We start from the raw sequence: 11,845 nt of genomic DNA on the forward strand, positions 1-11,845 counted from the left end.
GGCCCTCGGGGGGCGGGGCGTCGGCGGGGGCGCCCCGGCGCGGCGGGGCGGCCCCGGCGGCGGGTGCCGCCGGCGGTGCGGGCCGGTCCTGCCGGCCGCCCCTGGCCTTCTTCCCGCCGCTCGGCCGGCCCCGCTTCGGCACGCTCGCCACTCCTCGCCGCCCCTGTGGCCGCGCCGGCCACGTTCCGTTCGCTCGTCCCACCTTGCCCGATCGAACGCGCGGACGCACATGTCCGGAACGTCCGGTTCCGGGGATGCGGTCGCCGGATCCGGGAAGGCGGCGGACATGTCGGACATACTGCGAGCTGTGAGCCCGCACCCAGAACAGCCCGTGGAAGCCGGCACCCCCGCGTCCGCCGAGGGCGGCGAGAGTGTCACCACCGTGATCGTGGCCGGGGTGTGCAACCTCGGCATCGCGGTCGCCAAGGCGATCGCCGGCGTGATCAGCGGCTCCGGCGCGATGCTGTCGGAGGCCGCGCACTCGTTGGCCGACACGGTCACCGAGGTGCTCCTCTACTTCAGCCTCAAGCGCAGCGCCCGCCCGGCCGACGACGCCCATCCGTTCGGCTACAGCCGCGAGCGGTACGTCTGGGCGCTGCTCGCCTCCTTCGCCACCTTCATCGGCGGTGCGGTCTTCTCGGTCACGGACGGGCTGCGCACCCTGCTGCACGGCGAGGAGCTGGGCAGCCCGGCGCTGTCGTACCTGATCCTCGCCGTGGCGTTCGTGCTGGAGTCGGTGTCGCTGGCGCGGACGGTGCGGCAGGTCCGCGGGGAGGCGGGGCAGCTCGGGGTCTCCCGCAGCCGGTACCTGCGGCACACCCCGGACACCGCGGTGAAGGCGGTGTTCCTGGAGGACGCGGCCGCCCTGGTCGGCCTGGTGCTGGCGTTCGGCGGGGTGCTCGGCACCGAGCTGTCCGGCTCCTCGGTCTGGGACGGCACCGCGTCGCTGCTGATCGGCGCGCTGCTGGCCTGGGTCGCCGTGGTGCTCGCCCGGGCCAACGGCTCGCTACTGATCGGCCGGGCCCTGCCGCAGGAGGCCGAGGACCGGATCGCGGCGACCCTCAGGTCCCAGCCGGCGATCCGCGAGGTGGTCGACCTGGTGACCCTGGTGTACGGCCCGCAGAACGTCCTGGTCGCGGCCAAGGTGGCGTTCGCCGAAGGGTTCGCCGCACACGAGGTCGAGGTGGCATGCGAGGAGGCGGACCGGGCCGTGCGGGCCGCCTTCCCCTCGGTCGCCCGGATCTACCTCGACCCGACCCCCGGCCGGGCGGACCGGGGGCCGGCGGGCCGTCAGAGCCCGTAGCGCTCGACCACGTCCTCGTGCCGGGCGGTATCGGCGCCGGCCGCCTTCGCCAGGTCGAGCCAGCTCGCCGGGTGCTCCCAGCCGCCGGTCAGCCGGGCCAGCAGCGCGTCGGCGTCGCCGGCCGTGGCGGTCGGCGGCACGCCGACCGCGGCGTACAGGCCCGGCAGGCGCTCACCGCCCGCCGGGTCGGTCACCCGGTACTGGTCGCCGCTGTACGCCCACAGCCCGTACCCCTCGGCGGCCAGCGCCTCGCGGAGCGCGAACCAGGCGTCGTCACCGGGCCAGGCGCCGTCCAGCCAGTGGGTGGTGTAGCCGGCCGGGTCGAGCAGTTCGAGCTGCCGGAACACCGGCCGCCAGTCCTCCTGGGCGCCCTCGGCGGGCCGCTCGTTGAGCACGGCCGGGCCGAAGACCACCACATCGCGGTGGTTGAGCGCGATGTCGTCGCCGAGCACCGGCACGATCCGTGCGGTGGCCGGGCCGGTGCGCACCGCGGGCAGGTCGACGGTGGCCCCGTTGCCGCGGGTGGTGCGGACGGTGACCATCTGCCACTCCTCGTCCACCGGGCCCTCGTCGGTGTCGAAGCCGATGCCGATCAGGGCGCCGGTGCTGCGCACCACCGCCCAGTCCCGGTTGGCGGTCGCGGCGGTGATCAGGTGCCAGAGGTCGGGCTCCTGGACGGTGCGGTGCGCCTGCTCCCCCTCGGCGTCCCCGGCCGGCCGCGCGTGCTCCAGCAGCTCCTGGTAGAGCCGCTGGGCACGGACGTGGTCGCCGAGCCGGGTGGCGGCGGAGGCCGCCAGCCGGCGGGTGTTGAGGGCGTCCGGGTCGTGCGCGAGGACGGCGTCGCAGTGCTCGCCGACCTCCTCCCAGCGGCCCTCGGACGCCGCCCAGCGGGCCCGGATCCAGTACGACCTGGCGGGCCTGGCCGGCAGCAGCCGCTCGGCGAGCCGGCGCACGCCGTCCCCGTCCCCGGCCTCGATCAGCACCTCGGAGAGCAGCCCGGCGGTGTCCGCGTCGGACGGGTCCGCGGCCAGCCGGTCCCACAGCAGGTCGGCGGCGGCCCGCGGGTGGCCGAGCGCGTCCAGCGCCCGGGCGGTGTACAGCGCCAGCAGCGCGGCGGCCTCCGGCGACTCCTCGGACGCCGCCGCGAAGTGGTCCAGCGCCACCTCGTAGCTGACCTCCTGCCCGGACAGCCAGCCGGGCAGCTCGGCCGCCGGGACCGGGACCGCGGGCCGCGGCAGCGCCTCGGCGGCGGACCGCAGCGCGGCGAGCCGCTCGGCGACGCCGTCGGTGCGACGCAGCAGCGCGAGCTTGCGCTCGCCGGTGGCCACGAGCGCGAGTGCGACGGCGCGGGCGCCGCGGGCGACCGCGAGCCGCCCGGTCACCAGCAGCAGGTCCAGGCACGGGCGGTGCGAGCCGGCGGTGTCGAGGTAGCCGACCCAGCCGGCCAGCCGGGCGCCCAGCTCGGCGTCGTTGGCGAGTCCGTCGTGCGGCAACGCGCCGGCCCCGGCCAGCGTCTCCACCGCGGTGGCCCAGCGCATCCGGATGTCCGGGTAGCGGTCGGCCGCCTCGGCGTCCGGCAGCTGGGCCAGCGCCTGCTCGGTGCGGCCCAGTGCGGCGAGCGCGACGGCCCGGCCGACGGCGAGCTTGCGCCGGTCGTCGTCGTCCAGCCGGTTCCGGGCGGTGAAGGCGCGCTCCCCCGCCTCGTAGGCGTCGAGAGCCTCCTGGTGGCGGCCGAGGCGGACGAGGCTGCCCGCACGGGCGAGTCCGAAGGCCAGCGAGACGCTCTCCCCGGCGGACTGGATACGGGCCTGTGCGCGGTCGAGATGGGCGAGGGCGTCCTCGGCGCGGCCGTCGTCCTCCAGGGTGTCGGCGTACTCGCGGGACAGGCAGTCGAAGCAGGCCCGGGCCGGGTCGACCCGCTCCAGGGTCTCCTCCAGGACGGCGAGCCGCTCCGGGACGTAGCCCGGGCCGTCGATGTTGCCGTGGCAGATGGTGAAGTCCTGCACGACGCAGACCGACTGCGGACAGGACGCGGTCTCCTCGCGGTGCGCGAACTCCAGCAGGTCGACGGCCTCCGCCAGGGCTGCCTCGCCCTGGTGGCGCTTGTTCAGCAGGTTCTGCATCCGCCAGTGCCGCAGGAAGACCTCGACCCAGGGCAGGCCGAGGGCCCGGGCCGAGGCCAGCGCCTCCGGGTACATCGCGTCGAGCCGGTCGTTGCGGCCCTCGATGGCGTGGCCGGCGATCTCCACCAGGGCGGTGGCGAGCCGGTGGTGGCCGGCCTCGGTGAGCTGCTCGTGGGTGTCCCGGACCCAGGCCCAGATGTCGGTGGTCATGCGTCGCTCCCTCGCGGGTTCGGGTGGGGTGCGGCCGCGGTCACTCGCCGGCCCAGGTGAGGGCGGAGACCGCGGTGCCGATGCCGGCCAGTGCGGCGGTGAGGTCGCCGTCGGCGGAGCCGCCGCCGGCCGCTGCCATGATCACCTTGAGCGAGCGCAGCAGCCCGGCCGCGGTGGCGCTGCCGGTGTGGCCGGCCCGGTAGGCGGTGAGCAGGTCCTGGACGGCGGGAGAGGCGAGGTTGAGGTACAGCCTGGCCCGGACGGTGCCGTCGGTGCGGGCGGTGAACGCCCGGGCGAGCCGCAGCGCGGCGGACGGGATCCGGGCGTCCGCCTGGTCGTCCTCGATCCGGGCCTTGAGCTCGGCCTCGCGGTCCGGGACGAGCACCAGCGGCAGTCCCGGCGGGTCGAAGCGGGCGGGCACCAGCTCCTCTCCGTCGCCGGCGAGCGCCGCGGCCAGCCAGGCGGACTCCTCCGCGGGCAGCGGCTCGGCCGGGTCACGGAACAGCTCCCGGTTGCCCGAGGTGCTGCCGAGCTCGACGATCCGGCAGTCCTTGAGCTGGGCGTAGCGGCGCAGGAACGGCAGGACGGCGTACCGGTCGCCGCGGGCGATCGGCACCTGCATGGCCCGGTAGAGCATCTCCTCGAAGCCGCCGCCGCTGCCGAGCGCCACGTGCAGCGCGCCCCGCCCGGCGGCGCGCAGCGCACCGGCCGTCAGGTCGCCCTGCGAGGTGGGCACCGGCACGTCGTCGGCGAGCAGGGTGAAGAGGCGGTCGTCGCAGAGGGCGGCGCCGAGCAGGTCCTGGCCGTGCCGGGCGAGGATCCGCCGCCAGGCGGCGGGGTGCAGCCGGGCGGTCTCGTACAGGCCGTCCACGACGGCGTCGGCGAGGGCCTTCTGCAGGGCCCGGTAGTGCTCGTCGCGCTGGAGGTCCTCACGGCTGGCGGTCGGTGTGAGCCGGCTCGACTCGACGACGCCGCCGACGAACCCGGCCCAGCTCGGCAGCAGGTCGCGGGCGTCGTCGGCGAGCAGCATGCCGCGCAGGTAGACGGCGAGGTCGCGGTTGTCGGTGGAGCCGTACGTGCCGCCGTCCTGCACCCAGAGCAGGCCGACCGCGTCGGTGGCGCCCTCGACGGGGGTGACCGGGAAGGCGGTGAGCGGCTCGAAGCGGCGGCCGAAGGCGGAGGCGAACCGCATCCGGGCGGTGTGCGGATCCCCTTCGACGGCCTGCCGCCAGGGCACCGGGACGTCGTTGACGGGCCGCTCGCCGTCGCCGACGTACACCGGGATGGGCAGCAGCACGCAGTACCGGGCGAGCACCTCGCGCAGCGCGTCCTCGTCGGCGAGGTGGCCGTGCTCGGCCTTGAGCAGCAGCTCGACGGCGGTGCCGGGGGCGGCCCCGGGCGCGCACGGCTCGACGCTGTACTGCTCGCCGCCGCGGCTGACGTAGCGGTGGCCGAGGCCGGGCTCGCGGTGCGAGGTCGTGGTGACGGTCACCCGGTCGGCGACCGAGAACGCGGAGAGGAAGCCGAGTCCGAAGGCGCCGATCAGCTCCTGGTTACCGGTCAGGTCGCGCAGCATCCGGGTGTAGCCGGTGCCGACGGTGGCCAGGTAGGCGTGGATCTCGGGCTCGGTCAGGCCCGCACCGGTGTCCTCGATGACGACGGTGCGCCGCGCGGCGTCGCCGCGGACCCTGATGAGCGGCGCGTCGGTGCAGCCCGGGTCCTCCAGCCGGCGGCGGGTGTGCGAGTCGTGGGCGTTCTGGACGAGTTCCCGCAGCGCGACCAGCGGGGTGGAGTAGAGGTGCGTGGCGAGGACGCTCACCAGACCGCCGAGGTCGACCTCGGTCGTACGCAGATTGTCGGCGGGCGGCAGACCTTGGGACATGGCGTCAGAGTCTGCCAGTACGACTATCAGCCGACCAGCTCTTTTCGCCCCCGCCTTCGGAGGGCCTCAGCCGTGATCGAGCAGCCCGAGGACGGCCCGCCCGGCCGCCTCCAGCAGCGCCGCCCGGTCCGCGGCCGGCGCACCGGCCGGGTGCCGCACCCCGTCGTTGACCAGAGCGAACATCGCGTGCACCCGGATCCGCGCCTCCGCCGTGTCGTAGTCCGCCCTGACCTGCTGCAGCAGGTCCACCCAGCGCCGCAGGAACCACCGCCGGAACTCGACCGCGGCCCGCCGGTCCGCCGGGTCGAGGCGCTCGGTCTCGCTCAGCATCGCGCCCAGGTAGTCGCTGTTGCGCCGGGCGAAGTCGACGTAGCCGCGCAGGCCCGCGTCCAGGGCGGCAGCCGGACCGCCGCCCGGCGCGGCCGCGAAGGCGCCCTCGACCTCGTACCGGAGCCGTTCGCGGCTGCGCACCAGGGCGGCCGCGAGGAGTTCGGACTTGGTGGCGAAGTGCTTGTAGACGCTCGGCCCGGCGATGCCGACGGCCGCGCCGATCCGGTCGGTGGAGACGTTTTCGAAACCCCGCTCGTTGAAGAGCCGGACGGCCGCCGTCAGCAGTTCCTCCCGGCGGGAGTCCGCAACCGGCGGCGCGGGCCGGGGGCCGGGCACCGGCGCCGCACCCCCGGCGGCCGGGGCGGCCGCCAGCAGCTCGCCGCCGATCCGCCGCAGCAGTTGCTCGAACCGCCGCCGGGGCGGGGCGAAGGTGTGGTTGGCCAGGCTGCCGTACGCCGACAGCGCCGACCAGCAGAGGAACTCGGCCTCGTGCGGCTGGAGTTCGGGCCGTTCGTCAGCGAGCACGGCGGTCATCGAGCGGACGTCGGCGCGCAGCCCGCGGCGGAGCCGGGCCCGCTCGGCGGGCGGCAGCAGCCGGGCGTCCCGCCGCCAGAGCGCGCCGAGCGCGCGGTGGTCGACGGCGGCCACGGCCAGCCGGGCGCAGAGCCCGGCCGTGCCACCGGGCTGCGGGCGGGCCGCGGCGTGCAGTGCCGCCAGCTCCGACTCGACGGCGCAGCGCAGGAGTTCGGGCTTGCCGGCGAAGTGCCGGTAGAGCGCAGGGGCGGTGATGCCGACCTCGGCCGCCACATCGGCCATCGACACCCCGTGGTACCCGCTGCGGTGGAACTGCCGGCATGCGGCGGCAACGATCTGTGCCCGCCGCCCGGCCGGCCGCCGGACGATCTGCCGCTCCGCCACCACATGCCCCCTCGCTCCCGGCCGGACCCTGCCGCAGCAGGCTAGCAAGGCTTCACTTGTGCCGCGCCCAGCTGCGCAGGAGCCCCGGCGACGACCCTGGACAGGCAAAGCTACCCGCGATTAACTTGTGGGACGGTCATGGCAGGCAGGCCCGAGCGAAAGGAGCGCCGACGTGCGCCGGACGGTGTTCAACGAGGACCACGAGGCGTTCCGGGCGACGATCCGGGACTTCATCGCCAAGGAGGTCGTCCCGGTCTACGAGAGCTGGGAGGCGGACGGCCACCCACCGCGCGACTTCTACCGCAAGCTCGGCGCCCTGGGCGTGTTCGGCATCGAGGTCCCCGAGGAGTACGGCGGCGCCGGCGAGACGGGCTTCAAGTACCAGGCCGTGGTGACCGAGGAGGTGGCCCGCGCGGGCGTCTCGTTCGGCTCGTCCGGCGTGCACACCGGGCTGGTCCTGCCCTACCTGCTGGAGTACGCGAACGAGGAGCAGAAGCAGCGCTGGCTGCCCGGCTTCGTCTCCGGCGACATCATGACCGCGATCGCCATGACCGAGCCGGGCGCCGGCTCCGACCTGGCCGGCATCACCACCACCGCGAAGCTCTCCGAGGACGGCACCCACTACGTCCTCAACGGCGCCAAGACCTTCATCACCGGCGGCGTCCTCGCCGACCTGGTGCTGGTCGTCGCCCGCACCGCGCCGTACGACCCGGAGAACCGCCGGGCCGGCCTGTCGATCCTCTGCGTCGACACCACGTCCGAGGGCTACGCGGTCGGGCGCAAGCTGCAGAAGATCGGCCTGCGCACCTCCGACACCGCCGAGCTGTCCTTCAGCGACGTCAAGGTGCCGGTCGCCGACCTGCTCGGCGAGGAGGGCAGGGCGTTCAGCTACCTGACCCACAACCTGGTGCAGGAGCGCCTCGCGATCGCGGTGGGCGCGTACGCCGCCGCGGCGGCGGCCGTGCGGTTCGCCGTCCAGTACGTCAAGGACCGCAAGGTGTTCGGCCAGCCGGTCGCCGGCTTCCAGAACACCAAGTTCACCCTGGCCGACTGCGAGGCCCAGGTGGTCGCCCAGCAGTCCATGGTGGACCGCGCCCTGGAGCTCTACCAGAGCGGCGAGCTGACCGTGGCGGACGCCGCCGCGGCCAAGCTGTTCTGCACCGAGTCGGCCTCCGAGGTGATCGACAAGTGCCTCCAGCTGCACGGCGGCTACGGCTACATCCTGGAGTACCCGATCGCCCGCCTCTACACCGACAACCGGGTCTTCCGGATCTACGGCGGCACCAGCGAGGTCATGAAGACCATCATCGCCAAGTCGCTGGGCCTGTAGCCCGCGCCGCCCGTGCGGCCGGCCCGCGGCCGCCGCACGGGCACCCCGCCGTCCGGTCCCGGATCAGTTGCTGGAGGCCGCGCGGCTCTCCGTCCGCCAGGCCTCCAGGCCGGCGAGCGAGGCGGCCTTCGCCTGCTGCATGGCCTTCGCGGCCATCGCGGACGGCGGGGTCTCCATCTGCTGGGCCCAGCTGCGGCCGGCCGAGGCCAGCGTGGTCACAACGATCACCGTCCCGGTCAGCGCGAGGACGGCCCCGAACCCGGACATCGCCGCACCGGTGATCAGCAGGGTGCGGTTGACGCGGAACTGGGAGAACTTCTGATTGGTCGCCATGGCTCCACGATCGGTCCGACCCGGCGGACGCGCATCCCGACTGACCCGTTCGGAGGCGGCGCCCCGCCGGACGGCGCCCGCCGGGCAGGCGGGACCCCGCCGGCAGACCCTAGGGTGTTGCGTGCCGCCGGCCACCGGCCGCGCCCGCACCGCTAGGAGCCCGCGATGCCCGAACCCGTCCGCGCCGACCTCGGGGCGCTCGCCGAGGAGCACGCCGCACTGGCCGCCGCCAGTCCGCACGGCCGCAGCGCCCACCTGCTGCTGCACGACGGCGTCCTGCGCCAGACCGTGATCGCCCTGACCGCCGGGAGCTCGCTCGACGAGCACAACGCGCCGGTGGCCGCCAGCATCCAGGTGCTGCGCGGCCGGGTGTCGCTGACCATCGCCGGCCGGCAGCAGGAGGTCGCGGCCGGCGAACTGCACGGCGTCCCGCAGGAGCGGCACGGGCTGCTCGCCCACGTCGACTCGGTCGTCCTGCTCACCGTCGTCACGACCTAGGGCTGCGGGGCCCTTCCCGGGGCGGTGAGGACGTCGCCGCCCACCAGCCGCAGGCCGCGCAGGAACTCCCGGCCGTCCGGCGCGAGCTCGGGCGAGACCAGCCACTGGGCGGCCAGTCCGGCGAGCAGCGCCTGGTAGAAGGTGCCGCGGGTCATCTCCTCCGGGGTGTCCGGCACCTCCGGCCTGCCCTGGAAGATGGCGGACAGGCCCAGCCGCCCCTCCTTCTGCGCGGCGGTGAGCACCTCGCCGAGCTCGGGCGCGTGAGGGATCTGGGCGATCATCTCGAACTGCACCGCCCAGAGCCCGCGGTACTCGGCGAAGCTCGCCAGCACGCCGTCCCACGCGGCCACGAAACGCTGCTCCGGGTCCATCTCGTCGCCGATGCCCGCCAGCACCCCGCCGACCGCCCGGCCCCACTCCTCCAGCGCCTCGGTCATCGCCAGCGTGAGCAGCGCGTCCTTGGAGCCGTAGTGGTAGCCGATCGCGGCCAGGCTCACCCCGGCCGCCGAGGCGATGTCCCGGGCCGTGGTGCGCCCGTAGCCCTTCTCGTACAGGCAGCGCTTGGCGCCGGCCAGCAGGTCCTCACGATTTCCCATGCCCCGATGCTAGGCCAGAGCTGCACAGACGTCTTGCACGGTCGATCCATCCACTCGATTTAGACGCTTGTACTAGACAGACGTGTGACACGCTCGTACAGTCATCGGCATGACCGCAACCCACGGCCTCGCCGGCCGACGCGCCTGGGCGGGCCTCGCCGTCCTCCTGCTGCCGACGCTCGTCCTGACCATGGACATGGGCGTCCTCTTCTTCGCCTCCCCGTTCATCTCCACCGACCTGCGGCCGAGCGCGGTGCAGCAGCTGTGGATCATGGACATCTACTCGTTCCTGCTGGCCGGGCTGCTCATCCCGATGGGGGCGCTGGGCGACCGGATCGGCCGCCGCCGGCTGCTGGTGCTGGGCACCACGGCGTTCGCGGCGGCCTCGCTGGCGGCGTCGTACGCCGACGGGGCGGGGCAGCTGATCGCCGCCCGGGCCGCACTGGGGGTGGCCGGCGCCACCGTGATGCCGTCGACCCTGGCGCTGATCCGCAGCCTGTTCCACGACCCGGGGCAGCGGCAGCGGGCGCTGGGCGTCTGGGGCGGCGCGCTCACCGGCGGCGCCACCCTCGGCCCGGTCGTCGGCGGGCTGCTGCTCGACCACTTCTGGTGGGGTTCGGTCTTCCTGGCCACGGTGCCGGTCATGGCGCTGATCCCGCTGGTGGCCCCCCTGCTGCTCCCGGAGCGGCGCTCGGCGCAGGCGGGCCCGTTCGACCTGCTCGGTGCGGTGCTCTCGATCGCGGCGATGCTGCCGCTCGTCTACGGGGTCAAGACGCTCGCGGTGGACGGCCGGCACCCCCTGCCGGCCGCGGCGGTGGCCGTCGGGCTGCTGTTCGGCGCGGCCCTGGTGGTCCGGCTGCGGCGGGCGGCCCACCCGCTGCTCGACCCGCGGCTGTTCCGGATCCGCGCCTTCCGCGGCGCGATCACCGTCAACACGGTCGCGATGTTCGCGATGATGGGCTTCACCCTCTTCACCTCGCAGTACCTGCAGCTGGTCAAGGGGCTGAGCCCGCTCTCCGCCGCCCTCTGGGCGCTGCTGCCGTCGGTCGGCGTGGGCGCGGCGGTCGGCACCGTCGGCGCCCTCGCCGGCAAGGTCCGGCCCGGGCGGCTGATGACGGCGGGCTTCCTGGTCGCCGCCGCCGGCTTCGCCCTGATGAGCCGGGCGGGCGTGGACTCCCCGCTCTGGGTGGTCCTCACCGCGGCCGGCGTGATCGCGGCCGGGTCGGTGAGCACCATGACGCTGACCGCCGAGATGGTGCTGGCCGCCGCCCCGGCCGAGCAGAGCGGCGCCGCCTCGGCCACCTCCGAGACCGCGAGCGAGCTCGGCAGCTCCCTCGGCATCGCCGTCCTCGGCTCGGTCGGCGCCGCGGTCTACGGCGCCCGGCTCGACGGCCGGCTCCCCGGCGGCCTCCCGGCGGACGCCGCCCGGGCCGCCCACGACACGCTCGGCGGGGCGGTGACGGTCGCCGCCCGGCTCGGCGGCGGGGCGGGCGAGCAGCTGCTCGCGGTCACCCGGTCGGCCTTCGCCGACGGGATGCACACGGCGGCCGTGGCCGGTGTGGTCCTGATGGCGGTGGCCGCCCTCGCCGCCGCCCGGATGCTCGGCGGGATCCCGGCCGGCCCGGCCCCGATGGCCGCGGCAGACGGCCCGGTGGAGCCGCGGCAGGCCGCGGAGCCGGTCGTCTGAGCCGGCCCGGCGGGCCCCGTCGGTGCGTCATCCGGAGCCCCGGCCGACCAGGCCGGGGCTCCCGGCGTTCCCGCCCCGGCCGGCGCTCCCCCGATCAGCCCCTGTGGTCCAGACCACCACCGGCTGATCACCTGCATTTTGACCACGGTTTCCGGGCCGGTGTATACGTTCGCCGACTGCGCCAGGCATACTGGCCGGAGTCGGGCAACACCGTCCGGCACCCAGAAGTGACGAGAACTCCTCGGAAGGACCGGTGGTCAGGGATGTTCCGTAACGGTCTCGAGCCCTGGCACATCCTCGTGATGGTGGCAGTGCTCGTCCTGCTGTTCGGCTCGAAGAAGCTGCCCGAGATGGCACGCGGGCTCGGCAAGTCCATGCGCATCCTCAAGGCCGAGACCAAGGCGCTCCGCGAGGACGACGCCCCGGCCGAGGCGCAGAACACCACCGCTTCCTCGACCGCGGCCGAGCAGCCCCGTCCGGCGGTGAGCCCGAGCAGCGTCACCACGGCGGCCGAGACCAACAAGTCGGCCACCAACGCCTGAACCTTCCCGGGGCGCGCCGCGCGCGGGCCCCCGCCCCCCCGGCCGCGCGGGGGCTCTCGGCGCCGCGCGCGCGCCGGCCCCGGGGCGCGCGCG

General features: G+C 75.1%; 10 protein-coding genes. 5 read left to right on the forward strand and 5 right to left on the reverse strand.

Features of this window, described 5'->3' with window-relative positions:
- Positions 1-298 precede the first annotated feature (298 nt).
- The gene (locus tag ACFV0G_RS21845) at positions 299-1,303 is read left to right on the forward strand and encodes a cation diffusion facilitator family transporter (RefSeq protein ID WP_380550283.1); all 1,005 of its coding nucleotides are present in this window, start codon (positions 299-301) and stop codon (positions 1,301-1,303) included.
- On the opposite strand, the gene ACFV0G_RS21850 is transcribed toward ACFV0G_RS21845, so the two are convergent.
- The 3 genes from ACFV0G_RS21850 to ACFV0G_RS21860 all read right to left on the reverse strand — a co-directional run bounded on the left by ACFV0G_RS21850 (position 1,291) and on the right by ACFV0G_RS21860 (position 6,766).
- Complete coding sequence (locus ACFV0G_RS21850) at positions 1,291-3,636, reverse strand: hypothetical protein (RefSeq protein WP_380550256.1); 2,346 nt, start codon at positions 3,634-3,636, stop codon at positions 1,291-1,293. The two genes, ACFV0G_RS21845 and ACFV0G_RS21850, sit on opposite strands and share 13 nt — an antisense overlap.
- Before the next feature lie 40 nt (positions 3,637-3,676).
- Complete coding sequence (locus tag ACFV0G_RS21855) at positions 3,677-5,518, reverse strand: ATP-binding protein (protein ID WP_380550259.1); 1,842 nt, start codon at positions 5,516-5,518, stop codon at positions 3,677-3,679.
- A 66-nt stretch (positions 5,519-5,584) separates the two neighbouring features.
- Positions 5,585-6,766, reverse strand: coding sequence for a TetR/AcrR family transcriptional regulator (locus ACFV0G_RS21860; protein WP_380550262.1), 1,182 nt, complete (start codon positions 6,764-6,766; stop codon positions 5,585-5,587).
- A 172-nt stretch (positions 6,767-6,938) separates the two neighbouring features.
- Here ACFV0G_RS21860 and ACFV0G_RS21865 point away from each other — a divergent pair, with 172 nt between their 5' ends.
- A complete protein-coding gene (locus tag ACFV0G_RS21865) occupies positions 6,939-8,096 on the forward strand; it encodes an acyl-CoA dehydrogenase family protein (RefSeq protein WP_380550265.1) in 1,158 nt (385 codons plus the stop codon).
- Positions 8,097-8,159: 63 nt separating this feature from the next.
- Here the strand turns inward: ACFV0G_RS21865 and ACFV0G_RS21870 are convergent, their stop codons facing one another.
- Positions 8,160-8,429, reverse strand: coding sequence for a hypothetical protein (locus ACFV0G_RS21870; RefSeq protein WP_380550268.1), 270 nt, complete (start codon positions 8,427-8,429; stop codon positions 8,160-8,162).
- Between the two features lie 165 nt (positions 8,430-8,594).
- Here ACFV0G_RS21870 and ACFV0G_RS21875 point away from each other — a divergent pair, with 165 nt between their 5' ends.
- Positions 8,595-8,927: a cupin gene (locus ACFV0G_RS21875; RefSeq protein WP_380550271.1), complete on the forward strand. Its 333-nt coding sequence runs from the start codon at positions 8,595-8,597 to the stop codon at positions 8,925-8,927.
- Here ACFV0G_RS21875 and ACFV0G_RS21880 read toward each other — a convergent pair.
- Complete coding sequence (locus ACFV0G_RS21880; protein WP_380550274.1) at positions 8,924-9,523, reverse strand: TetR/AcrR family transcriptional regulator; 600 nt, start codon at positions 9,521-9,523, stop codon at positions 8,924-8,926. The genes ACFV0G_RS21875 and ACFV0G_RS21880 overlap by 4 nt on opposite strands.
- Before the next feature lie 109 nt (positions 9,524-9,632).
- Between ACFV0G_RS21880 and ACFV0G_RS21885 the strand changes: the two genes are divergently transcribed.
- Together ACFV0G_RS21885 and tatA are read left to right on the forward strand one after the other, a co-directional pair.
- On the forward strand, positions 9,633-11,210 hold the full coding sequence (locus ACFV0G_RS21885) for an MFS transporter (RefSeq protein ID WP_380550277.1): 1,578 nt from the start codon (positions 9,633-9,635) through the stop codon (positions 11,208-11,210).
- Positions 11,211-11,473: 263 nt separating this feature from the next.
- Positions 11,474-11,752: a Sec-independent protein translocase subunit TatA gene (tatA, locus tag ACFV0G_RS21890; RefSeq protein ID WP_380550280.1), complete on the forward strand. Its 279-nt coding sequence runs from the start codon at positions 11,474-11,476 to the stop codon at positions 11,750-11,752.
- Positions 11,753-11,845: the final 93 nt, after the last annotated feature.

It is taken from the genome of Kitasatospora sp. NPDC059571, from assembly GCF_042735675.1.
In the GTDB taxonomy this organism is placed as follows: domain Bacteria; phylum Actinomycetota; class Actinomycetes; order Streptomycetales; family Streptomycetaceae; genus Kitasatospora.

Coding starts and splice junctions, on each gene's coding strand:
- ACFV0G_RS21885 (WP_380550277.1), top strand. CDS start 9,633: ATGACCGCAACCCACGGCCTCGCCGGCCGACGCGCCTGGGCGGGCCTC.
- ACFV0G_RS21870 (WP_380550268.1), bottom strand. CDS start 8,429: ATGGCGACCAATCAGAAGTTCTCCCAGTTCCGCGTCAACCGCACCCTG.
- ACFV0G_RS21855 (WP_380550259.1), bottom strand. CDS start 5,518: ATGTCCCAAGGTCTGCCGCCCGCCGACAATCTGCGTACGACCGAGGTC.
- ACFV0G_RS21880 (WP_380550274.1), bottom strand. CDS start 9,523: ATGGGAAATCGTGAGGACCTGCTGGCCGGCGCCAAGCGCTGCCTGTAC.
- ACFV0G_RS21875 (WP_380550271.1), top strand. CDS start 8,595: ATGCCCGAACCCGTCCGCGCCGACCTCGGGGCGCTCGCCGAGGAGCAC.
- tatA (WP_380550280.1), top strand. CDS start 11,474: ATGTTCCGTAACGGTCTCGAGCCCTGGCACATCCTCGTGATGGTGGCA.
- ACFV0G_RS21850 (WP_380550256.1), bottom strand. CDS start 3,636: ATGACCACCGACATCTGGGCCTGGGTCCGGGACACCCACGAGCAGCTC.